A 22,495-nucleotide genomic window follows, 5' to 3' on the forward strand; every position below is an offset into this window, starting at 1 on the left:
GGCGTACTTTTTTCTGGCAACTATGTATGCACAGCGCGGACGACGTCCGCTCGCAGCTTTGCATGGGACCAGGGTAAGTGTTTTGCACAAACTCTGGCCGACATAGGAGAGCATTCAATGAATTCCCCCAAGGTCGTGGTCGAAGGGCTGTGCAAGGTGTTCGGCACTAACCCGAAACAGGCGCTCGCCATGCTGGCGGGCGGCGCGACGAAAGAAGAAGTCTTCGCGCGGACCGGTCAGATCGTCGGCGTTCACAACGTATCTTTCGAAGTCAAGGAAGGCGAGATATTCGTGCTGATGGGGCTCTCGGGATCCGGCAAGTCGACGCTGATCCGCCTGATCAACCGGCTCGTGGAACCGTCGGCGGGCAAGGTGCTGATCGATGGGCGCGACGTAGCAAGCGTGCCGCGCTCCGAATTGACCGCGCTGCGTCGCAAGGACATGAGTATGGTGTTCCAGTCGTTTGCGCTGATGCCGCAACGCACTGTGCTGTCGAACGCAGCGTTCGGGCTCGAAGTAGCGGGCGTCAGCCGCAAGGAACGCGAAGCGCGCGCGATGACCGTGCTCGAGCAGGTCGGCCTTGCTCCGTTCGCGGCGAAGCTGCCCGCGCAACTGTCGGGCGGCATGCAGCAGCGCGTGGGCCTTGCGCGGGCACTCGCGGTCAACCCGTCGTTGATGATCATGGACGAAGCGTTCTCCGCACTCGATCCGTTAAAGCGCAAGGAAATGCAGAACGTATTGCTCGATCTGCAACGCGAGCAGCAGCGCACGATCCTGTTCGTGTCGCACGATCTTGAAGAAGCCATGCGGATCGGCACACGCATAGCAATCATGGAAGGCGGCAAGGTGGTGCAGATCGGCACGCCGCAGGAGATCATCACGAATCCCGCCGACGATTACGTGCGCGCTTTCTTCGAAGGCATCGACACCAGCCGTTATCTGACGGCCGGCGATCTGATGCAGACCGATGCCGTGCCGCTGATGCATTCGCATTCGCCGCAGATCGACGCGTCGAGCGTGGCCGCCACCTTGAACGGCAGCGCCGACTATGCGTTCGTGCTCGACAGCGAACGCAAGATTCGCGGCTTCGTGTGCCGCGACGAAACAGGCAGCGCGTCCGCGAAACTGAACTACGTCGAATGCATTCGACGCAACACACCGCTAGACGATGTGGTCGAACGCGTGGTCGCGAGCCGCGCGCCTTTGCCGGTCGTCGAAGCAGACGGCTCCTACTGTGGTTCGGTCAACAAGACGAACGTGTTGCACGTTCTTACGCGCCATCGAGGTTCCCATGTCTGAAGTCATTCCACTTGGCGCCTGGGTCGACCATGGCGTCCATTATCTGCTCGACCACGACGCCAAGACGTTCGATTCCATCGGCAAAGTCATCGAGGGTTTTGCGGCGCTGATCGAGCAAGGCCTGCAAGCCGTTCCCATGTGGGCGCTGATGGCGTTCTTCGTCGGCATAGGATTGTGGCGGGTGGGCTGGCGGTTCGCGCTCTTCACCTTGCTTGCGATGCTGCTGATCTACGGCACTGGCTTCTGGGATCAGATGGTGATCACGCTCGGTCTCACGCTGTCGTCCACGTTGATCAGCCTCCTGCTCGGCGTGCCGCTCGGCATCTGGACCGCGAAAAGCCGCACCGTCGAAATGATCGTGCGTCCCGTGCTCGACCTGATGCAGACCATGCCCGCATTCGTCTACCTGATTCCGGCGGCTATGCTGTTCGGCCTCGGCCGCGTGCCCGGCATTCTTTCCACGGTGATCTTCGCCATGCCGCCCGCGGTGCGTCTCACGTCGCTCGGCATCAAGCACGTGAATCGCGAGATTGTCGAAGCGGGGCAGGCGTTCGGCTGCACGCCGTGGCAACTGCTCTACAAGGTGCAGTTTCCCAATGCGCTGCCGTCGATCATGACCGGCGTGAATCAGACCATCATGATGGCGTTGTCGATGGTGATCATTGCGTCGATGGTCGGCGCGGGCGGGCTTGGCAACGACGTGCTTGCCAGTATTCAGCGGCTCGACATCGGGCTCGGCTTCGAAAGCGGACTCTCTGTCGTGATGCTCGCGATCATTCTGGACCGTATCACGGAGAGCTTTGGCCGCTCGCCCGGCATGGCGCGCGCGCCGCTTCTCTCCGGCTTGCGCAGTCTGATGAAGGTGCGCCGCGCGCCGGCGGCGCAACACAGCTGAGCCGCACATGAAGCGCGACGCGATCACCCAGGTCGAAGCCCCTTCAGATTCGCCGCTTTCCCGGCTCGCGCACGTCGGCTTTCTGACGCTGCCGAACTTTTCGATGATCGCGTTCACGAGCGCTGTCGAGGTGCTGCGCATGGCCAACTACGTGGGCCGCGCGGAGCACTACAGGTGGTCCGTGATCACGCCGGACGGAGAGCCGGCGCGGGCGAGCAACGGTATTACGGTGAAGCCCACCACGACGCTCGCGCAAGCCGGCATGCCCGACGTGCTGATTGTTTGCGCGGGCTGGCAGGTGCGCGATTACGTCAACGAAACGGTGATCGCTTTGCTGCGCGACGTGGCGGCCAAGAACATACCGCTCGGCGGCATTTGCACGGGACCGTATGCGCTACTCGCAGCCGGGCTGCTCGACGGCTATCGCTGTACCGTGCATTGGGAAGATATGTCGCCGCTGCACAAGAGCTACCCCCATGTGCGTTTCGCCGACGAGCTCTTCGTGATCGACCGCGACCGCATGACCTGCACGGGCGGCACTGCGCCGCTCGATCTGATGCTGAAACTGGTCGCCATGCGGCTCGGCCATCCGGTGGCGGCGCAGGTGTCGGAGCAGTTCATCGTGGAAAGGATACGCGGCTCGACGGACTATCAGCACATCCCCGTCGACGCCCGCGTCGGTTTCTCGCGTGCCGAACTCATCGAGGTCGTTCGATTGATGGAGGCGAATATCGAAGAGCCTTTATCACTCGACGAACTCGCGCGGCTCGTGCATCTGTCGCAGCGCCATTTGCAGCGCATGTTCAAGATGTTCCTGAGCGTATCGCCGACGCACTATTACCTCACGTTGCGCCTGCGGCGTGCGCGTGAACTGCTGCGCAATACCGACGCTTCGATCGCGCGCGTCACGACCGTTTGCGGCTTCCATTCGCCGTGCCATTTCAGCAAGGCATATCGCGCGCAATTCGGTCATGCGCCGAGCGTCGAGCGGCGACTGTCGGCGTAGGAGGTTCGTGCATCAAGTTCGGTGACGTGCGTTCGCGCGTGCCTCGATGCGCAGCAGGCAGCGTCGATAAAATTCAGTGTAATAAACAGTCAAGCATTCAATCACCCTGAGGAAACGCCATGAAACGTTTGTGGGCTGCGTCGCTGTGCGCGCTGTCTGTGTCGTCCGTTCCTTCGGCTTTCGCCGCCGAACCCGCAACATGCCGCGACGTCCGCTTCGCCGACGTCGGCTGGACCGATATCGCCGCTACGACAGGACTTGCATCGACGGTGCTCGAAGGACTCGGCTACAAGCCGACCAAGACGATCGCTTCTGTGCCGATTACCTTTGCCGGTGTGAAGAGCAAGCAGATTGACGTATTCCTCGGCTACTGGTCGCCGACCATGGACCCGATGATCGATCCGTTCAAAAAGGCCGGTCAGCTGAGCGTGCTGCCCACGCCGAACCTGACGGGTGCAAAGTACACGCTTGCCGTGCCGGACTACGCGTATCAGGCGGGTATCAAGACGTTCACCGACATCGCGAAGAACTACGACAAGCTCGGCGGCAAGATCTATGGCATCGAGCCGGGTAACGACGGCAATGCGTTGATCAAGAAGATGATTGACAGCAACCAGTATGGGCTCGGCAAATTCAAGCTCGTGGAGTCGAGCGAGGCGGGCATGCTGGTGGAGGTGAACCGTGCGATCCGCGACAAGAAGCCGATCGTGTTCCTCGGCTGGGAACCGCATCCGATGAACGTGCAGATGAAAATCGATTATCTGTCCGGCGGCGACGACGTATTCGGTCCGAACTACGGCGAGGCCAAGGTCATGACCGTTACGCCGACCGATTACTCTACACGCTGCCCGAACGTCGCAAAGCTCGTGTCGAACCTGCATTTCACGACCGACATCGAGAATCATGTGATGCTGCCGATCATGAACAAGACGGACCCCAACAAGGCCGCGCGCGAGTGGTTGAAGGCGAATCCGGCAGTGCTCGACCAGTGGCTCGCGGGCGTGAATACGTTCGACGGCAAGGATGGTTTGCCGGCAGTGAGGGCGTACGTGGCGGGGAAGTGATATCAGCTTTTGGCGCCGCTTGATGCGGCGCTAAAGCGCCTGTTGCGTGATTTCAGGCTATTAAACAAGGGCCGAAATCAAACGGCATCGACAAAACGCCTTGAAACAAGGCCTCAAATCGCCTGCGCCCGCCCCGGAAACGTCTCGTCGAAATCAGCGCCATATTCCGCTTCCGCCGCCGTGCCGCGTTGCTCGCGGTACATCATCGGCGGTAAGCCGAATTGTTTGCGGAATTCGCGGCCCAGATGAGACGCATCGGAAAAGCCGCAACTCGATGCAATGTCGGCCACGGTCTTGTCCGAGCTGGTCAACAGCCAGGCAGCGGTGCGCAGGCGCACCTGCTTTGCATAAGCCTGTGGCGCCTTGCCGGTTTGCGCCTTGAAAAGCCGCTCCAATTGACGCGGCGACAAATCCAGCTTGCGCGCGAGTTCATCGAGCGAAAGCGAACGCCCCACGTGCTGTTCCATCAGCAGAATCGCGCGCTTCACTTTCGGGTGCGCCGCAGGTGCAAGTCCCGGCGGATGCGGCTGCGGCGCGTTGCCTTTCTGCATGTCGTCGACGAGAAGGATACGCAGCGCTTTTTGCACCGTTGCGGTTTCGAAGTGGCGCAGAAGAATGGCCGCGGCCACGTCGATAGAAGCGCGCCCGCCTGAACACGTAATGCGCCGGCGATCGATCACGAACAGCCGGTCGGCCACGAGCGCCTCTTCATTCACCGAGGGAAAGCGCTCAATGAAATCCCAGTAGTGAAACCAGCTTACGCAAATGCGATGACCGTCGAGCACGCCCGCGCGCATCAGCGAGAACACGCCCGTACACATGCCGACAAGCGTTGCATCGGCTGCCGCGGCGCGGCGTATGAATGCAAGGGTCGCGTCGTTCGCGGCCGGTCCCGAATGCAGCAGGCCGCCTACCACGACGACGTAATCAAACGGTTCGGCGTTGTCGAAGGTATCCCACGGGGTGATCTGGATTCCGCAACTCGCGCGTACCGGAGCAAGGGTTTCCCCTATCACGCTCCATGAACAGCGCACGGGCTTGCTGAAGTCGCCTTCGTCCGCGGACAGGCGCAACAGGTCGACGAAACCCGAAAACGCCGTCAGCGTGAAGTTCGGCAGCAGGATGATGCCAAAGCGGATACGCTGCTTCGGCGTGCCGTCGATAGATTGAAGGGGAAGCGGTTCAGCGGAGTTCATGCATGCAGCCAGAGCAAAAAGGTTGAGTCAAGCATAGCACCGGGATTCACCGGGGCACCGATCATACGTGTCGTCAGCATCGCGAGGCGCAGGGGCGGCGCCTGTCGCAAATGCGTCAGAAGCCTTCGTAAATACGTCGCGACGCTTGGCGCGCAGTGCGCTTGACGCCACTATCCCACTGTCATGCCGTTTTTATTCTATCGGTCCAATTTGACGTGCGGTGCAATAGGGCCTGTTTCGAGGTAAATCCCGCAACCCAGGCATTGCAACGCACAAGGCTAGCCATGAACGTCAGCGTATTCGATCTGTTCAAGATCGGTATCGGTCCCTCCAGCTCGCACACCGTCGGGCCGATGATCGCTGCTTGCCGCTTCGCGTCGCATATCGAAGACGCCAACCTGCTCGGCTTCGTGCGCCGCGTGAAAGTCGAACTGTTCGGCTCGCTCGGCGCAACCGGCAAGGGCCATGGCACCGACAAGGCGGTGCTGCTCGGCCTCGAAGGCAATCTTCCCGAACTGATCGACCCAGACTCGATCGAGCCGCGTTTGCTGGCGATTCGCGAGACGAAGCAACTCGCGCTGCTCGGCAAGCATCCGGTGAAATTCGACGAGCGCGAACATCTTGGATTTTTCCGCAAGCTGATGCCGGGTGCGCCCGGCTCGGGCATCGTGCATCCGAACGGCATGCGTTTTCAGGCATTCGACGAGTACGGGCAACTGCTGGTTGAAAAAGAGTATTTCTCGATTGGCGGCGGCTTCGTCGTGAATCGGGAGGGCGATCGCGTGAACGGCGTACGTGCAGGCGCCGAGGTGCCGTACCCGTTTCGCACCGGCGACGATCTGATGCGCGTATGCCGTGAAACGGGCCTCTCTATCGCCCAGGTGACGCTGCGCAACGAATGCGCGTCCCGCTCCGAACAGGAAGTGCGCGAAGGCCTGCTCGCGATCTGGCGCGCGATGTCGGCTTGCGTCGAGCGCGGTTGCAAGGTGCGCGGCGAATTGCCCGGACCCATGCATGTGAAGCGCCGCGCGGCCGACCTGTGCGGGCAATTGCGCTCGCGCTCCGAGGAGTCGCTGCGCGATCCGCTTTCGATGCTCGATTGGGTCAACCTGTACGCGATGGCCGTGAACGAAGAGAACGCGGCAGGCGGGCGCGTCGTGACCGCGCCGACCAACGGCGCGGCCGGCGTGATTCCGGCCGTGCTGCACTACTACGTGAAGTTCATGCATGCGTCGAATGACGAAGGCATCGTCAACTTCCTGCTGACGGCCGCGGCTATCGGGATCATCTACAAGGAGACCGCGTCCATCTCCGGCGCCGAAGTGGGCTGCCAGGGCGAAGTGGGCGTGGCCTGTTCGATGGCCGCAGCGGCGCTCGCCGCAGTGATGGGCGGCACGCCGACGCAAGTCGAAAACGCCGCGGAAATCGGCATGGAACACAACCTTGGCATGACCTGCGATCCGGTTGGCGGACTCGTGCAGATTCCGTGCATCGAGCGCAACGCCATGGGCGCGATCAAGGCGCTGAACGCCGCGCGCATGGCGATGAAGGGCGACGGCCAGCACTACGTATCGCTCGATAACGTGATCAAGACGATGCGCGAGACGGGCGCGGATATGAAGACGAAATACAAGGAGACGTCGCGCGGCGGGTTGGCCGTGAACGTCATCGAGTGCTGAACAGCGCTCTATTAAGTCGTGATGAAGCACCAGGCATCAAGCACCACAAGCACCACAAGCACCGACAGTACCCACAAGGACCAACGATGAGCCGCTATTCGATATTCAGCCTCTTGCGCAACGGGATGTCGTATCACGAAAACTGGGAGCGCCAGTGGAAGAGCCCCGAGCCCAAACGCGAGTACGACGTGGTGATCGTCGGCGGCGGCGGACACGGTCTCGCCACCGCCTACTACCTCGCAAAAGAACATGGCGTGCGCAATATCGCCGTGCTCGAAAAAGGCTGGATCGGCGGCGGCAATACGGCGCGCAATACGACCATCGTCCGCTCGAATTATCTGTGGGACGAGTCGGCCGCGCTGTACGAAAAGGCAATGAAACTGTGGGAGGGTCTCTCGCAGGATCTGAACTACAACGTCATGTTCAGCCAGCGCGGCGTGATGAACCTCGCGCATACGCTGCAGGACGTGCGCGACACCGAGCGGCGCGTGAATGCGAACCGCCTGAACGGTGTCGACGCCGAATTCCTCACCCCCGCGCAGATCAAGGAACTGGAGCCGACCATCAATCTGAATAGCCGCTACCCGGTGCTGGGCGCGTCGATTCAGCGGCGCGGCGGCGTCGCGCGTCACGATGCGGTGGCTTGGGGCTTCGCGCGGGGCGCGGACCAGGCGGGCGTCGACATCGTGCAAAACTGCCAGGTCACCGGTATTCGTCGTAACGGCAACCAGGTGACGGGCGTGGATACGACGAAGGGTTTCATCAAGGCAAAGAAAGTCGCGGTGGTGGCCGCGGGCAATACCTCCACGCTCGCCGACATGGCCGGCGTGCGCCTGCCGCTCGAAAGCCATCCGTTGCAGGCGCTGGTGTCCGAGCCGATCAAGCCGGTCGTGAACACCGTGGTGATGTCGAATGCCGTGCACGCGTATATCAGCCAGTCCGACAAAGGCGATCTGGTGATCGGCGCGGGCGTGGACCAGTACACGGGTTTCGGACAGCGCGGCAGCTTCCAGATTATCGAAGGCACGCTCGAAGCCATCGTCGAAATGTTCCCGGTGTTCTCGCGTGTGCGCATGAACCGGCAGTGGGGCGGCATCGTGGACGTCTCGCCGGACGCATGCCCGATCATCAGCAAGACCGACGTGAAGGGGCTCTATTTCAATTGCGGCTGGGGCACGGGCGGCTTCAAGGCGACCCCCGGTTCCGGTTGGGCCTATGCGTACACGATCGCGAAAGACGAGCCGCATGAATTGAACGCGCCATTCTCGCTGGATCGCTTCTACACCGGCCATCTCATCGACGAGCACGGCGCCGCCGCCGTCGCCCACTAACGCACTAGCGCTGGATAGAGAGACAAACATGCTGATGATCGAATGCCCCTGGTGCGGGCCACGCGCCGAAACCGAATTTTCCTGCGGCGGCGAAGCGGACATTGCGCGTCCGCTCGATACCGAGAAGCTCACCGACAAGGAGTGGGGCGACTACCTGTTCATGCGCAAGAATCCGCGCGGCGTGCATCGTGAGCAATGGATGCATACGCAAGGCTGCCGCCGCTGGTTCAAGGCGCAGCGCGATACGGTGAGCTACGAGATCCAGGGCTACGAGACGTTCGACCGTCCGCTGCTCAAGATGGATAGCAACGACGGCAAGGCACAAGAGGGCAAGACGCAATGAGCCAGAAAGACCGACTCCCGAATGGCGGGCGCATCAACCGCGCATTGCCGCTTACGTTCACGTTCAACGGCCGCCAGTATCAGGGTTATCAGGGTGATACGCTGGCTTCGGCATTGCTCGCCAACGGCCTGCACTTCGTTGCGCGTAGCTGGAAATATCACCGGCCGCGCGGCATCGTTACGGCGGGAGTGGAAGAGCCGAACGCTGTGGTGCAACTGGAAACCGGCGCCTACACGGTGCCGAATGCGCGCGCGACCGAAGTCGAGCTGTATCAGGGGCTCGTCGCGAACAGCGTGAATGCGAAGCCGAGCATCGAGAAAGATCGCATGGCGGTCAATCAGAAGTTCGCGCGCTTCATTCCTGCGGGCTTTTACTACAAGACCTTCATGTGGCCGCGCAAGTTCTGGCCGAAGTACGAAGAAGTGATCCGCGACGCCGCGGGTCTCGGCAAGGCGCCCGAACAACTCGACGCCGACCGCTACGACAAGTGCTTTGCACATTGCGACGTGCTGGTCGTGGGCGGCGGGCCGACCGGTCTCGCGGCCGCGCACGCAGCCGCTTTGTCGGGCGCGCGCGTGACATTGGTCGACGATCAGCCGGAACTCGGCGGCTCGCTGCTGTCGTGCCGCGCGGAGATCGACGGCAAGCCTGCGTTGCAGTGGGTGCATAAGATCGAAGACGAACTGCGGCAGATGCCCGACGTGAAGATTCTCACGCGCAGCACCGCATTCGGTTACCAGGACCACAATCTCGTCACGGTGACTCAGCGTTTAACCGATCATCTGCCCGTGTCGCAACGCAAGGGCACGCGCGAACTGATGTGGAAGATCCGCGCAAAACGCGTGATTCTCGCAACCGGCGCGCATGAACGGCCCATCGTGTTCGGCAACAACGATCTGCCGGGCGTGATGCTGGCTTCGGCCGTTTCGACCTATCTGCATCGCTATGCAGTATTGCCGGGCCGCGACGCCGTAGTCTTCACGAACAACGACGACGGCTATCAATGCGCGCTCGACCTGAAAGCGGCCGGCGCGCAGGTGACAGTGATCGATCCGCGCGCGGGTGAATCGAAGGGTACGCTGCCCGCGCTTGCCCGCCGCTACGGTGTGAAGGTGATCGGCGGCGCCGTCATCACCGCGGCGCACGGCAAACTGCGCGTGGCGTCGGTGGATATCGCTTCATATGCAAACGGCAAGACCGGCGCGAAGCAAAGCGAATTGCCGTGCGATCTGCTCGCGATGTCCGGCGGCTGGAGCCCTGTGCTGCATCTGTTCGCGCAGTCGGGCGGCAAGGCGCACTGGCATAACGAGAAAGCCTGCTTCGTGCCCGGCAAGGCGATGCAGGCGGAGACGAGCGTCGGCGCCTGCAACGGCGACTTCACGCTGGGCCAGGGCATCCGTTTCGCCGTCGATGCAGGCATCGAAGCCGCGCGCGCCGCAGGCCATATCGTCGCCCGGCCGAATCCGGTTCAGGTCGCCGACATCAGCGAAGCAAAGATAGAGCCGCTCTGGCTCGTCGGCGGACGCGAGCTTGCAACGCGCGGACCCAAGCAGTTCGTGGACTTCCAGAACGACGTGTCCGCGGCGGATATTTTCCTGGCCGCCCGCGAAGGGTTCGAGTCGGTTGAACACGTAAAGCGTTATACGGCGATGGGTTTCGGCACCGACCAGGGCAAGCTCGGCAACATCAACGGCATGGCGATTCTCGCGCAGGCGCTCGGCAAGACGATTCCGGAGACGGGCACCACCACGTTCCGCCCGAACTACACGCCGGTCACGTTCGGCACGTTCGCGGGGCGCGAACTCGGCGAATTCCTCGATCCGGTGCGCAAGACGGCTGTGCATGAATGGCACGTGGAGAACGGCGCCGCTTTCGAGGACGTCGGCAACTGGAAGCGTCCCTGGTATTACCCGAAAGCGGGTGAGGACATGCACGCGGCCGTCGCACGCGAATCGCTCGCGGTGCGTACCAGCGTCGGTATTCTGGATGCATCGACGCTCGGCAAGATTGACATTCAGGGTCCCGATTCTGCGAAGCTCCTGAACTGGGTCTACACGAATCCGTGGAGCAAGCTCGAAGTCGGCAAGTGCCGCTATGGCCTGATGCTCGACGAAAACGGCATGATTTTCGACGACGGCGTGACTGTGCGCCTCGCCGATCAGCACTACATGATGACGACCACTACGGGCGGCGCGGCGCGCGTGCTGACGTGGCTCGAACGCTGGCTGCAAACTGAATGGCCGGACATGCGCGTGCGTCTTGCGTCGGTCACCGATCACTGGGCGACTTTCGCCGTGGTCGGCCCCAACAGCCGCAAGGTCTTGCAGAAGGTGTGCCACGACATCGACTTTGCGAACGCCGCATTTCCTTTCATGAGCTATCGCGAAGGCACGGTCGCGGGCGCGGCGTCGCGTGTGATGCGCATCAGCTTTTCCGGTGAACTTGCGTATGAAGTGAACGTGCCGGCGAACGTGGGACGCGCGGTGTGGGAAGCGTTGATGGCCGCGGGCGCCGAGTTCGACATCACGCCGTATGGCACCGAAACGATGCACGTGTTGCGTGCGGAGAAGGGCTACATCATCGTGGGTCAGGATACGGATGGCTCGATGACGCCTTACGACCTCGGCATGGGCGGGCTCGTCGCGAAGTCCAAAGACTTTCTGGGCAAGCGTTCGCTGACCCGCTCCGACACGGCGAAGCCGGGGCGCAAGCAGCTGGTCGGGCTGCTCTCCGACGATCCGTCTTTCGTGATACCGGAAGGCTCGCAAATTGTCGCCGGTCCGTTCCAGGGCGACACCGCGCCGATGCTCGGCCACGTCACGTCGAGTTACTACAGTCCGATTCTCAAGCGCTCGATTGCGATGGCCGTCGTGAAGGGCGGTCTCGAGAAGATCGGCGAAACGGTCACGGTCCCGCTTTCGAGCGGCAAACAGATTGCAGCGAAGATCACCAGCTCGGTGTTCTACGACAGCGAAGGAGCGCGTCAACATGTGGAATGAAACTAAAACGGCGGCGTCGGTCGTGGACCGTGCTGTCGGCAGGCAAACCGGCGTATGGCAGGAGTCGCCGCTGGTGGGTGTGGATGCGCTGCTGAAGAAGCATCAGGCAACGGCCGGCACGGCATTCAGATTGAGCGAGCGGCCGTTTCTCGAACTCGTGAACGTGCGAGGCGATACGCGCGACGCCGCGTTTGTGCAGGCGGTAAAAAATGTGCTCGGTTGCCCGCCGCCGGAAAAAGCCAACACGATTGCGCGCGGCAACGGCTACGACATGCTCTGGCTCGGACCCGACGAATGGCTCGTGCGCTCGGCCGTCGCGCATGACGCAACGCGCACTGCGCCGTTGCAGGCGAAGCTCGGCGCGGCGTTTGCGGGCGTGTTCGCGTCCGCGGTGGACATCGGCAGCGGTTATACGGTGCTCGAAATCACCGGTGCCCGCACGCGCGAAGTGCTTTCGCGCGGCTGCCCGCTCGATCTGCATCCCAAGTTGTTCGGCGACGGGCAGTGTGCGCAAAGCCATTACTTCAAGGCGTCGATGACGCTCGTGCCCACCGGCGCCGACAGTTTCGACATCATCGTGCGTCGCAGCTTTGCCGACTACTTCGTGAAGATCATGCTCGACGCAGCCGAGCCGTTGATGTCGTGACTGCGGTGACGCCGCGAGCGCTGTTCCCGTGGACCGCTCGCGGCATTCGCGCTGCCCGACTCACATGACGTCGACCCGTGTCGTCACTGCGCGCCTCACCGAGCGCGCATGCCAGCAAGGCGATGCCGATGCCGCGCTCGCGCTGCTCGATCAGAGCATGCTACTGCGGCACCGGCGCATCGCTCTGATCCGCTATCTGCTCGCACAGCAACTGGGCGCTCCGTTGCAGGCGCGCCACCATGAATACGTGCAGAAAATCGCCGCGCGGCTGAGCGCGGACGCCCTCGCGCGTGTTGCAGGCGCGGCCCGTGCGCGGCTGCGCACATAGCGTGTAGCTGTTGCCCTGCGCCCCGGTCGGAGGCCAGCACGGCCTATCGGCGCCACGCCTGTTGAACGACGCCCCCGTTCCATCCCGATGACGTATTTCTTCTATGTAGCCGATTTATGTCGGCGTCTACTGAATGTGCTCATCGGAACATCACTCGCGGCCGCGCCGCAATCTTCAGGGGATGCCATGCCTACCGCTTCTCAGTCTCGCGCGAGCGCCGCCGCGCGACTCGAACGGCTGCCGTTCTCCGGCTATCACCGGACCATCTTCATCATTATCGCGATTGCGTTCTTCTTCGATTCCGTCGACCTCGGCACGATGACCTTCGTACTCGGTTCAATCAAGACCGAGTTCGGGTTATCGACGGCGACCGCCGGCCTCGTCGCGAGTGCAAGTTTCTTCGGCATGGTGGGCGGTGCGGCGGTCGCGGGCTTGCTCGCGGATCGCTTCGGGCGCCGACCGGTGTTTCAATGGAGCATGGTGCTGTGGGGTCTCGCTTCCTATCTGTGCTCGACTGCGCAGAGTGTCGAAGCGCTGATCTTTTATCGGGTGCTGCTCGGCTTCGGCATGGGCATGGAGTTCCCGATTGCGCAAACGCTCCTGTCGGAATTCGTTCCGGCGTCTTCGCGCGGGCGCCTGATCGCGCTAATGGACGGCTTCTGGCCGCTCGGTTTCATCACGGCAGGCGTGGTGTCGTACTTCGTGCTGCCGACCTTCGGCTGGCGAACTGAGTTCGCGTTGCTCGCGATTCCCGCCGTGTTCGTGCTCGTCGTGCGACGCATCGTGCCGGAATCGCCGCGTTGGCTCGAACATCGGGGACGTCTCGGCGACGCCGACAAAGTTCTCGCCGACATCGAAGTGAAGGTCATGAAGTCCGCGGGGCTGAGCCACCTGCGCGCGCCGGTCATGCTCGCCGAACCGGTGGCCACCAAAGGCGCTGGCGCGTTTCGCGAGATATGGAGCGCGGCTTACCGGCGTCGCACGGTCATGGTGTGGACGTTGTGGTTCTTTGCGTTGCTCGGCTTTTACGGTCTGACGTCATGGCTCGGCGCGCTGATGCAGCAGGCCGGCTTCGCGGTGACGAAGTCGGTGTTGTACACGGTGCTGATCTCTCTCGGCGGTATTCCGGGTTTTATCTGCGCGGCATGGCTCGTTGAACGCTGGGGACGCAAGCCGACTTGTATCGCGTCGCTTGCGGGCAGTGCGGTAATGGCCTACGTGTACGGGCAAACCGCGCTCCACGCCCAGACGCCCACCTTGCTGATCTGCGCGGGACTGGCAATGCAGTTCTTCCTGTTCGCAATGTGGGCGGTGCTTTACACCTATACGCCGGAGCTCTACGGCACCGGCGCGCGCGCCACGGGTTCGGGCTTCGCCTCGGCGATTGGCCGTGTCGGCTCGCTGATCGGGCCGTATGTGGTGGGCGTCGTGTTGCCGGTATTCGGTCAGGGCGGCGTGTTCTCGCTTGGCGCGATGTGCTTCGTCATAGCGGCAGCCACAGTGTGGATACTCGGCATCGAAACGCGTGGACTCGCGCTCGAGACGCTTGTGTCGGAAGCAGTGGAGAGCGACGCGCATGGCGTGCTCAGTCCGGCGCGCGAGTAGAAGCGTTCGCCACGGCGCAGCCGTTGCCTGTCTGCTGCACCGTGGCGCGATCGCGCTTTTCATCGCTACTGTGCGCTCGCGACGAGCGCCGACATGATCCGATACGCCGCGCTTACGCGCTCCTCGATGGGGAAGTTCTTGTTGGCGAGCAACACGATGCCCACGCGTTTCTGCGGAACGAAGGCGACATAAGTGCCGAAACCGTTGGTCGAACCGGTTTTGTTGATCCACACATTCTGCTGCGGCGGCAGCGGTGGATCGATCGCAGCGGCCGGTGTCGGAGTGACCGCCATGGCAGGCGCGTTGCCTTCATGCAAGGTGGAGAGCGCGACTGGATACGCGTATTGCTCCCATATCAGGTCTTGCGTCAGCACGCCGGCTGTGAAGTAGCCAGTGTGCGTGGCCGTGATCGCGCGCTGAAGCTTGCTGTCCACGTCGATCAGGTTCATGTTCGCCTGAACGAAGCGGACCATGTCCGCGGCGGTGGTTTTTACGCCGTACGCTTCGTCGGCGAGAACGCCGCCTTTCATGCGGACCGGCGCGCCATCTTTGGTATCGCCCTGCGCGTAGTCAGACATTTTCGCCGTGGGAACGTGGAGATAGCTGCTCCTCATGCCGAGCGCGGGAAACATGTGCTGCTCGATTAGCGGCGCAAAGTCCTGGCCCATGCTTCTGGCGGTGATCAGACCAAGCGTGCCGATACCGGGATTCGCATACGTGCGGTAAGTGCCGGGCGCATAGGCTGGTTTCCATGCGTTGAAGTACTGCAATAACTGGGCGTTGTCATGAATGTCATCGGGGACCTGAAGCGGCAGACCCCCAGGCGTGTGCGTGCCCAGGTTCAGAAGGCTCACCTTGCCGAACGCGCTGCCTCGCAACGACGGCAAATATTTCTGCGTCTCGTCCGACAGCTTCAGTTGACCGTTGAGTTGCGCGTAGGCGGCGAGCGTCGCGGTAAATGTCTTGCTCACAGAACCGATTTCGAACAGCGTGCGCTGCGCGACAGGCTTGCCTGTCTGTAGCGACGCCACGCCGTAGTCGAATACATAGGTCTTGCCGTTCGCGATCACGCCGATCGCCATGCCTGGCACATGGTATTTCGCCATCAGCGGTTCGATTGCCGAGTCCACTGCAGCTTTGATCGCACCATCGGTGGCGCCGGCTGCATGGCTTGCCGGTGCGATTGCGCTCAGTGCGAAGACGGCGGTCGCCACTACGCTCACGGCTTTTAGCTTCATATGCGGCGGTTTCCTTGGATTGTTATCGACAGATGTGCTGACGCAGCACTATCCGGCTTTCGCGGAGCGCTGACAATCGAGGATAACTTGCGAGAGGGTCAAGAAAAAGTTATGGGCGGCAAGAGCTCGCCGCCCGGGCGGAAACCCGCAATCCGGAGTCCTGAATCCTGAATGCGGAAGTCAGACGGTCGCTCGTTCACGCTTCCTGGCAGGCGCGCCATTCGCGACGAAGTAAGGTGTGTCAACGCGCGCCAACGGCTCGCGCCCACGAATGCGGTCCGCGATCTTCTCCGCCAGCATGATGGTCGGGGCGTTGAGATTGCCCGTGGTGATGAGCGGCATGATCGACGCATCCACCACGCGCAGCGCATGCAAGCCGTGCACGCGGCCCTCGTTGTCAACCACGGCCATGTCGTCATAGCCCATCTTGCAGGAGCAGGAAGGATGAAACGCCGTTTCGGCCCGCGCCCGCACGAAACTGTCGAGCTCGGCGTCTGTGGTCAGTTCGGCGCCCGGATTCAGCTCACGTCCGCGATAACGATCCAGCGCCGGCTGCCGCATGATCTCGCGTGTAATGCGGATGCCGTCGCGGAACTCGCGCCAGTCGAGAGGATCGGCCATGTAGTTGAAGAGAATGCTTGGGTGTGCGGCCGGATCGCGCGACGTGAGTTTCACGCGCCCGCGGCTCGGCGAACGCATCGAGCCGACGTGCGCCTGAAAGCCATGCATTCTGATCGCGTTCGAGCCGTTGTAATTGATCGCCACCGGCAGAAAGTGATACTGGATGTTGGGCCACAAGTCGTCGTCGCGTGTACGGATGAAGCCGCCCGCTTCGAACTGATTGCTCGCGCCAATACCCGTACCGTTGAGCATCCATTCGAGTCCGATGGCCGGCTGGTTCCACCATTGCAGCGCAGGGTAGAGCGAGACGGGCTCCTTGCACTCGTACTGAATGTACATCTCCAGATGGTCCTGCAAGTTTTCGCCGACGCCCGGCAGATCGTGAACAACAGGAATGTCGAGTTCACGCAGCCACGTGGGGCGACCCACGCCGGAGCGTTGCAACAATTGCGGCGACGCGATCGCGCCACTGCATACCAGTACTTCCCGGCGCGCATGGGCATTCACCGTCGCGCCGTTGTGCAGATACGCGACGCCAACCGCGCGTTTGCCGGAGAACAGCACACGATCGCTCAACGCGTGCGTGACGATGGTCAGGTTCGCGCGTGCTCTCGCGCGATCCAGATAACCGCGCGCGGTGCTGGCGCGCCGGCCGTTGGACGTGACAGTGCGGTCCATCGGACCAAAGCCTTCCTGCTGATATCCGTTCAGATCGTCGGTGCGCGGAAAGCCCGCCTGGACGCCGGCCTCGACCATCGCTGCGAAAAGCGGGTTATTGCCGGGCTTGCTCGTGGTCACGTGCACGGGACCGTCGCCGCCGTGATAGGCGTTCGGGCCTGCGTCGCGTGTTTCGGCTTTGCGAAAATAGGGCAGACAGTCCAGATAGGTCCAGTTTTCCAGACCGCGCCGCGTGGCCCAACCATCGTAGTCGAGCGCATTACCGCGGATATAGCACATACCGTTGATCAGCGACGACCCGCCCAGTCCCTTGCCGCGGCCGCACTCCATGCGACGGTTGTTCATATGCGGCTCGGGGTCCGTCTCATACGCCCAGTTGTAGCGGCGCCCTTGCAACGGATAGGCGAGCGCGGCGGGCATCTGCGTGCGGAAATCGAAGCGGTAGTCGGGGCCGCCGGCTTCGAGCAGCAACACCGTGACGTCCGCATCTTCGGTGAGACGCGACGCCAGCACGTTGCCCGCCGAACCCGCGCCGACGACGATATAGTCGTATTCGTTCGAAGTCATGGCTGCGCTCCTCAAAACACCGGTTGATACGGGCCTAGCTCGACCTGCACGGACTTGATGCGCGTGTAATGCTCGAGCGTGGTGATGCCGTTCTCGCGCCCCACGCCCGATTGCTTGAAGCCGCCCACGGGCATCTCAGCCGGCGACTCGCCCCATGTATTGATCCAGCAAATGCCGGCATCGAGCCGATGAATCACGCGATGTGCGCGCGCCAGATTGTCGGTGACGACACCGGCGGCGAGGCCGTAAGCCGTGCGGTTCGCACGCTCGATGGCTTCGTCTTCGTCGTCGAAAACCAGAATGCTCATGACCGGGCCGAAGATTTCCTCGCGCACGATGCGCATGTCGTCATGGCAGCCGGTGAACACAGTTGGCTCGACATATTGGCCCTGGCCGAAATGACCTTCGCTCAGGCGCTTGCCGCCCGCGATCAACCGGGCACCTTCCTGAATGCCGCTATCGATATAGCCGAGCACCTTCTGCAATTGCGCCGCGCTAACGAGCGGGCCGAAATTGGTGGAGGCGTCGCCTGGCGCACCCACGCGGATGCGCTTCACACGCTCCAGCACCAAAGCTTCAAACCGTTCGAGCACACTGCGTTGCACGAACACGCGTGTGCCGTTCGTGCAGACCTGGCCCGAGCTGAAGAAGTTAGCGCTCATCGCGATGTCGGCGGCACGTTCGAGATTCGCGTCGTCGAAAACGAGCAGGGGAGATTTTCCACCGAGTTCCATCGTCACTTCTTTCAACGACGATGCGCCCGCCATCGACATCACCTTCTTGCCGGTTTCCACGCCGCCCGTGAACGAGATTTTCTCGATGTCCGGATGCGCGGCGAGCATCGCGCCCACGCGGCCGTCGCCTTGAACGACGTTGAACACGCCGGCAGGCACGCCTGCCTCGGTGTAAATCTCGGCGAGTTTCAAAGCCGACAACGGCGTGACTTCGCTCGGCTTGAAGATCATCGCATTGCCCGCGGCCAGCGCGGGCGCCGACTTCCAGCATGCGATCTGAATCGGATAGTTCCATGCGCCGATCCCCGCGCATACGCCGAGCGGCTCGCGCCGCGTGTAGACGAACGACGTCGGCCGCAACGGAATCTGCTGCCCTTCGATAGCGGTGGCAAGGCCCGCGTAATACTCGATCACGTCCGCGCCCGTGACGATGTCCACGGCCTGGGTTTCCGCAATTGGCTTACCTGTGTCGCGTGTTTCGAGTGCGGCGAGTTCGTCGTTGCGCTCGCGCAGTAGGTCGACCGCGCGACGCAGAATCCGTGAACGTTGCATGCCCGTGAGCGCGGCCCACTCGCGCTGACCTTCACGGGCGGATTGCACCGCGCGGTCCACGTCCGCGGCACTCGCCTGCTGGACGGTAGCGAGCGTTTCGCCGTTGGCGGGATCGACGGTGTCGAAAGTTTCTCCGCCGGTCGCGTCCACATAGGCGCCGCCGATATAGAGACGTTGCGTTGCGAATACCGCCATGACCTGCTCCTTTGTGAAGATATCGCTGGTTCCTGTCTGGCGGATCTACGCCGATTCGCGCGCCGCCAGCACCAGGTCGATGTATTCGTTTGCCACACGTAGCGCCGCTTTGGTGTCGAACGGTTCGCCCGACAGCGCGCCGCGCAGCCACAGTCCGTCAATCAGCGCAGCGAGCCCGCTCGCCGCTCGCCGCGCGGCTGCGCGTGGCATCGCTTTCGCAAAATCGGCGCACAGATTCGAGTTCAGGCGCCGCGTATTCACGTATTGCAGCCGACGCAAATGCGGCTTGTGCATGCTTTCCGACCAGAAGGCGAGCCACGTCTTCATGACGGGCGCGCTGGTTTGCTCCGCATCGAAGTTGGCGGCGACTACCGCTCGCAGCCTGGAACGCGGGTCGGCCTTTGCTGCGCGGCGCCGACGTGAAGTGGCCTGCCACAGATCGCGCAGCACGTGCCGCATGGTGGCTTCCAGCAAGCCGTCCTTGTCGCCGAAATAGTGGCTGACGATGCCAGTGGAAATGCTCGCCCGTTGGGCGACCGATGCCAGCGTCGCGCCCGCCAGGCCGGTCTGGTCGATGGTGAGCAACGTGGCGTCGATCAATTGGGCGCGACGAATTTCGCGCATTCCGAGCTTGGGCATGTTGATGGTGTGAAGATTGGACGACTCGCAGCTAGCGCAGACCGCATATTCAATCGGCGCATGGTAGGTTTTTTATATTGAACGGTCAATCAATAAAAACGGGTGTCTACGGCCATGTCGGTTACGGCCAAACCCATGTCGCGTTCCATGCAGGTGATTGCTCGCAGCGGGCGCTACGCTCGTTGAACGGCGCGTGGCACACAATCCGCGCGTCTCTCACAAGACACGGAGACATTCAATGAGCAGCAATCGCGGCGTCGTATATCTCGGGCAGGGCAAGGTGGAAGTGCAATCGATCGACTATCCGAAGATGGTCGATCCACGTGGCCGCGCGATCGGCCATGGCGTAATTCTGAAGGTCGTGAGCACGAATATTTGCGGCTCGGATCAGCATATGGTGCGCGGCCGCACGACCGCCGAGGTGGGCCTCGTGCTCGGCCACGAGATTACCGGCGAGGTGATCGAAGTAGGCCGCGACGTCGAGACGCTGAGCATCGGCGATCTGGTGTCGGTGCCGTTCAACGTGGCCTGCGGACGCTGCCCGACCTGCAAGTCGCAGCACACGGGCGTATGCCTGAACGTCAATCCGTCGCGCGCGGGCGGCGCTTACGGATATGTCGACATGGGTGGCTGGATTGGCGGACAGGCCGAGTACGTGCTGGTGCCGTACGCCGACTTCAACCTGCTGAAATTCCCCGATCGCGCGCAGGCCATGTCGAAGATCCGCGATCTCACCTGTCTGTCCGACATTCTGCCGACCGGTTATCACGGCGCAGTGATGGCGGGCGTGAAGCCGGGTTCGACCGTCTACATTGCAGGCGCGGGGCCGGTCGGCATGGCGGCGGCCGCGTCGGCGCGCCTCCTGGGCGCGGCCTGCACGATTGTCGGCGACATGAATGAGGAACGTCTTGCGCATGCGCGCAAGATGGGCTTCGAGACCGTCGATCTGTCGAAAGACGCGACGCTTGGCGAGCAGATCGAACAGATTCTCGGCAAGCCGGAAGTGGATTGCGCGGTGGACTGCGTAGGCTTCGAGGCGCACGGACATGGAAGCAGCGGCTCGCATGAGGAAGCGCCGGCCACGGTACTGAATTCACTAATGGAGATCACGCGCGCAGCAGGCGCGATCGGCATTCCGGGCCTTTACGTGACCGACGATCCGGGTGCCGTCGACGCGGCCGCTCGCAAGGGTAGTCTGAGCATCCGCTTCGGGCTCGGTTGGGCCAAGTCGCACTCGTTCCATACGGGTCAGACGCCGGTGATGAAGTACAACCACAACCTCATGCAGGCGATCTTGTGGGATCGCTTGCCGATTGCCGACATCGTCAACGTGACCGTGGTGTCGCTCGATCAGGCGCCTGATGGTTACCGTCAATTCGACGGCGGCGCGCCGCGCAAATTTGTTATCGATCCGCACGGCTTGCTGAAGGCGGCGTGAGCATTGCAAGAAATTAGAGGCTGGCAATAAAGAAACGCGTTGAACGGATCTCCTTTCAACGCGTTTTTCTTTCACGCTGGCGAGTACTGGCGCTTTTCAGGCCGCCATGACCGGCGCCGAAGACAGGGAAGGCGATTGCTTGCGACGCTCGCGGGTGGGCGCGGTCCCGAATGCGTCGCGATAACTTTTCGAAAAGTGGCAGGCGGACTGAAAACCGCAAGCCATCGTGATGTTCATGATCGACATATCGGTTTGCAGCAGTAGTTCGCGCGCGCGTCGCAAACGCAGCGTCAGATAGTAATGCGTCGGCGTCATCCCCAGATGCTCGCGGAAAAGGCGCTGCAGCTGCCTTTGCGACATGCCGGCGAGTCTCGCCAGTTCCTCGCGTGACAGCGGCTCCTCGATGTTGTTCTCCATCAGCGAGATCACTTCGAACAGCGACTTGTTGGCCGAACCGAGTCGCGCGACCAGCGGCATTTTCTGTTGCGCGCTCGTATCGCGCACATGTTCGACGATGAACTGCTCGGCGATCTGCGTCACACGCGCGGTGCCGACGCGCGGAGCGATCAGGTTCAGCATCATGTCGAGCGGCGCGACACCGCCTGTGCATGTCACACGGTCGCGATCGATCACGAACAGTTCTTTCAGAAAACGCGTGTCGGGGAATTCTTCTTTAAGCGCCGACATGTTCTCCCAGTGAATCGCACAGGCGTAGCCCGCGAGCAACCCTGCACGCGCGAGCGCATAGGTGCCTGTGCACAGGCTGCCGAGCACACAACCCATGCGGGCGAAACGGCGTAATGCGGACAAATGGGCCGGCGTGGTCGCGTGTTGCACGTCGATGCCGCCGATCACGAACACGATATCCGGCTGGCCGACGCATTCGACGGGACCCGTATCGACCGATAAACCATTGCTTGCCGCCACCGGCCCGCCGTCGGGACTCACGATCGACCAGCGATATAGCGTCTGCCCCGTCAGGTAGTTCGCCATGCGCAGTACTTCGATCGCATTCGTGAACGCGATCATCGTGAAGTTCGGAACGGGCATGAAGGCGAAATGCGACAGTGACGCCGTGCGATCGGTGGACATGTGAGGAGTGATTCCTTGGAATCTATAGTGTCGCGTCGCCGTGGGGAGCGGCGACTTCTTCAATTTTGCGTACTAGCGCAACTACCATGCCATCAGGCTAAACCCTTGGTTGTCGATGCCGATGCGCGGAACGCTCGCGAAACGGCACCAGGAGTGCACACAGCAGCACCACAGCAGCACCACCGACGCCGAAAACCCGCACCTTAACCGCGCATCGCGTTTAGCTGCTGCTCAGAATTCCTTCAGCATCGAACGGTCGTTCGACCTCGGCATGGCCGCGCGAGCGACATCTCTCAGGGTACTTACCGAGGCGCCGGTCACGACATCGGCAGGCTCCCGCGGGCGACTTG

Annotated in this window: 18 protein-coding genes; 12 read left to right on the forward strand and 6 right to left on the reverse strand. The window is 62.1% G+C overall.

Features of this window, described 5'->3' with window-relative positions:
- Window positions 1-117: 117 nt before the first annotated feature.
- The 4 genes from BCA01S_RS28385 to BCA01S_RS28400 all read left to right on the forward strand — a co-directional run bounded on the left by BCA01S_RS28385 (window position 118) and on the right by BCA01S_RS28400 (window position 4,264).
- The gene (locus BCA01S_RS28385; RefSeq protein WP_027779807.1) at window positions 118-1,299 is read left to right on the forward strand and encodes a quaternary amine ABC transporter ATP-binding protein; all 1,182 of its coding nucleotides are present in this window, start codon (window positions 118-120) and stop codon (window positions 1,297-1,299) included.
- A complete protein-coding gene (choW, locus tag BCA01S_RS28390) occupies window positions 1,292-2,194 on the forward strand; it encodes a choline ABC transporter permease subunit (RefSeq protein ID WP_027779808.1) in 903 nt (300 codons plus the stop codon). Before BCA01S_RS28385 ends, choW begins: the two co-directional genes overlap by 8 nt.
- A 7-nt stretch (window positions 2,195-2,201) precedes the next feature.
- A complete protein-coding gene (locus tag BCA01S_RS28395; protein WP_027779809.1) occupies window positions 2,202-3,200 on the forward strand; it encodes a GlxA family transcriptional regulator in 999 nt (332 codons plus the stop codon).
- A 119-nt stretch (window positions 3,201-3,319) separates the two neighbouring features.
- Window positions 3,320-4,264 (forward strand): choline ABC transporter substrate-binding protein, encoded by a 945-nt coding sequence (locus BCA01S_RS28400; protein ID WP_027779810.1) that lies wholly within the window; start codon window positions 3,320-3,322, stop codon window positions 4,262-4,264.
- A gap of 113 nt (window positions 4,265-4,377) precedes the next feature.
- Here the strand turns inward: BCA01S_RS28400 and BCA01S_RS28405 are convergent, their stop codons facing one another.
- Window positions 4,378-5,460 (reverse strand): GlxA family transcriptional regulator, encoded by a 1,083-nt coding sequence (locus BCA01S_RS28405; RefSeq protein WP_027779811.1) that lies wholly within the window; start codon window positions 5,458-5,460, stop codon window positions 4,378-4,380.
- Window positions 5,461-5,744: 284 nt separating this feature from the next.
- On the opposite strand from BCA01S_RS28405, the gene BCA01S_RS28410 reads away from it, so the two are divergent.
- From BCA01S_RS28410 to BCA01S_RS28440, 7 genes are all read left to right on the forward strand, one after another.
- A complete protein-coding gene (locus BCA01S_RS28410; protein WP_027779812.1) occupies window positions 5,745-7,139 on the forward strand; it encodes an L-serine ammonia-lyase in 1,395 nt (464 codons plus the stop codon).
- An 86-nt stretch (window positions 7,140-7,225) separates the two neighbouring features.
- The gene (locus tag BCA01S_RS28415; RefSeq protein ID WP_027779813.1) at window positions 7,226-8,470 is read left to right on the forward strand and encodes a sarcosine oxidase subunit beta family protein; all 1,245 of its coding nucleotides are present in this window, start codon (window positions 7,226-7,228) and stop codon (window positions 8,468-8,470) included.
- Between the two features lie 28 nt (window positions 8,471-8,498).
- Window positions 8,499-8,813 (forward strand): sarcosine oxidase subunit delta, encoded by a 315-nt coding sequence (locus tag BCA01S_RS28420; protein ID WP_020067488.1) that lies wholly within the window; start codon window positions 8,499-8,501, stop codon window positions 8,811-8,813.
- Window positions 8,810-11,812, forward strand: coding sequence for a sarcosine oxidase subunit alpha family protein (locus BCA01S_RS28425; protein WP_027779814.1), 3,003 nt, complete (start codon window positions 8,810-8,812; stop codon window positions 11,810-11,812). The genes BCA01S_RS28420 and BCA01S_RS28425 overlap by 4 nt, the downstream gene beginning before the upstream one ends.
- On the forward strand, window positions 11,802-12,458 hold the full coding sequence (locus BCA01S_RS28430; RefSeq protein WP_027779815.1) for a sarcosine oxidase subunit gamma: 657 nt from the start codon (window positions 11,802-11,804) through the stop codon (window positions 12,456-12,458). The genes BCA01S_RS28425 and BCA01S_RS28430 overlap by 11 nt, the downstream gene beginning before the upstream one ends.
- A gap of 64 nt (window positions 12,459-12,522) precedes the next feature.
- A complete protein-coding gene (locus BCA01S_RS28435; RefSeq protein ID WP_027779816.1) occupies window positions 12,523-12,786 on the forward strand; it encodes a hypothetical protein in 264 nt (87 codons plus the stop codon).
- Window positions 12,787-12,972: 186 nt separating this feature from the next.
- Window positions 12,973-14,391 (forward strand): MFS transporter, encoded by a 1,419-nt coding sequence (locus BCA01S_RS28440; protein ID WP_027779817.1) that lies wholly within the window; start codon window positions 12,973-12,975, stop codon window positions 14,389-14,391.
- Window positions 14,392-14,456: 65 nt separating this feature from the next.
- Here BCA01S_RS28440 and ampC read toward each other — a convergent pair whose 3' ends face one another.
- From ampC to betI, 4 genes are all read right to left on the reverse strand, one after another.
- Window positions 14,457-15,629 (reverse strand): class C beta-lactamase, encoded by a 1,173-nt coding sequence (gene ampC, locus BCA01S_RS28445; RefSeq protein ID WP_027779818.1) that lies wholly within the window; start codon window positions 15,627-15,629, stop codon window positions 14,457-14,459.
- Window positions 15,630-15,809: 180 nt separating this feature from the next.
- On the reverse strand, window positions 15,810-17,495 hold the full coding sequence (gene betA / locus BCA01S_RS28450; protein ID WP_027779819.1) for a choline dehydrogenase: 1,686 nt from the start codon (window positions 17,493-17,495) through the stop codon (window positions 15,810-15,812).
- Window positions 17,496-17,506: 11 nt separating this feature from the next.
- Window positions 17,507-18,976 (reverse strand): betaine-aldehyde dehydrogenase, encoded by a 1,470-nt coding sequence (betB, locus tag BCA01S_RS28455; protein ID WP_027779820.1) that lies wholly within the window; start codon window positions 18,974-18,976, stop codon window positions 17,507-17,509.
- Between the two features lie 45 nt (window positions 18,977-19,021).
- Window positions 19,022-19,615, reverse strand: coding sequence for a transcriptional regulator BetI (gene betI, locus BCA01S_RS28460; protein ID WP_020067496.1), 594 nt, complete (start codon window positions 19,613-19,615; stop codon window positions 19,022-19,024).
- Window positions 19,616-19,853: 238 nt separating this feature from the next.
- Between betI and fdhA the strand changes: the two genes are divergently transcribed.
- A complete protein-coding gene (fdhA, locus tag BCA01S_RS28465) occupies window positions 19,854-21,053 on the forward strand; it encodes a formaldehyde dehydrogenase, glutathione-independent (RefSeq protein WP_020067497.1) in 1,200 nt (399 codons plus the stop codon).
- A 96-nt stretch (window positions 21,054-21,149) separates the two neighbouring features.
- Here fdhA and BCA01S_RS28470 read toward each other — a convergent pair whose 3' ends face one another.
- Window positions 21,150-22,145 carry a GlxA family transcriptional regulator gene (locus tag BCA01S_RS28470; protein ID WP_020067498.1) on the reverse strand — a complete coding sequence of 332 codons (996 nt, stop codon included), beginning with the start codon at window positions 22,143-22,145 and terminating at the stop codon, window positions 21,150-21,152.
- Window positions 22,146-22,495: the final 350 nt, after the last annotated feature.

The sequence above is a fragment of the Paraburkholderia caledonica NBRC 102488 genome, assembly GCF_000685095.1.
GTDB lineage: Bacteria > Pseudomonadota > Gammaproteobacteria > Burkholderiales > Burkholderiaceae > Paraburkholderia > Paraburkholderia caledonica.

Bases quoted from the DNA above. Each gene is read 5' to 3' on its own strand.
- betB (WP_027779820.1), bottom strand. From the start codon at position 18,976: ATGGCGGTATTCGCAACGCAACGTCTCTATATCGGCGGCGCCTATGTG.
- BCA01S_RS28430 (WP_027779815.1), top strand. From the start codon at position 11,802: ATGTGGAATGAAACTAAAACGGCGGCGTCGGTCGTGGACCGTGCTGTC.
- BCA01S_RS28400 (WP_027779810.1), top strand. From the start codon at position 3,320: ATGAAACGTTTGTGGGCTGCGTCGCTGTGCGCGCTGTCTGTGTCGTCC.
- BCA01S_RS28470 (WP_020067498.1), bottom strand. From the start codon at position 22,145: ATGTCCACCGATCGCACGGCGTCACTGTCGCATTTCGCCTTCATGCCC.
- BCA01S_RS28405 (WP_027779811.1), bottom strand. From the start codon at position 5,460: ATGAACTCCGCTGAACCGCTTCCCCTTCAATCTATCGACGGCACGCCG.
- BCA01S_RS28395 (WP_027779809.1), top strand. From the start codon at position 2,202: ATGAAGCGCGACGCGATCACCCAGGTCGAAGCCCCTTCAGATTCGCCG.
- BCA01S_RS28415 (WP_027779813.1), top strand. From the start codon at position 7,226: ATGAGCCGCTATTCGATATTCAGCCTCTTGCGCAACGGGATGTCGTAT.
- betA (WP_027779819.1), bottom strand. From the start codon at position 17,495: ATGACTTCGAACGAATACGACTATATCGTCGTCGGCGCGGGTTCGGCG.
- BCA01S_RS28420 (WP_020067488.1), top strand. From the start codon at position 8,499: ATGCTGATGATCGAATGCCCCTGGTGCGGGCCACGCGCCGAAACCGAA.
- BCA01S_RS28435 (WP_027779816.1), top strand. From the start codon at position 12,523: ATGACGTCGACCCGTGTCGTCACTGCGCGCCTCACCGAGCGCGCATGC.
- betI (WP_020067496.1), bottom strand. From the start codon at position 19,615: ATGCCCAAGCTCGGAATGCGCGAAATTCGTCGCGCCCAATTGATCGAC.
- BCA01S_RS28385 (WP_027779807.1), top strand. From the start codon at position 118: ATGAATTCCCCCAAGGTCGTGGTCGAAGGGCTGTGCAAGGTGTTCGGC.
- BCA01S_RS28440 (WP_027779817.1), top strand. From the start codon at position 12,973: ATGCCTACCGCTTCTCAGTCTCGCGCGAGCGCCGCCGCGCGACTCGAA.
- ampC (WP_027779818.1), bottom strand. From the start codon at position 15,629: ATGAAGCTAAAAGCCGTGAGCGTAGTGGCGACCGCCGTCTTCGCACTG.
- fdhA (WP_020067497.1), top strand. From the start codon at position 19,854: ATGAGCAGCAATCGCGGCGTCGTATATCTCGGGCAGGGCAAGGTGGAA.
- BCA01S_RS28425 (WP_027779814.1), top strand. From the start codon at position 8,810: ATGAGCCAGAAAGACCGACTCCCGAATGGCGGGCGCATCAACCGCGCA.
- choW (WP_027779808.1), top strand. From the start codon at position 1,292: ATGTCTGAAGTCATTCCACTTGGCGCCTGGGTCGACCATGGCGTCCAT.
- BCA01S_RS28410 (WP_027779812.1), top strand. From the start codon at position 5,745: ATGAACGTCAGCGTATTCGATCTGTTCAAGATCGGTATCGGTCCCTCC.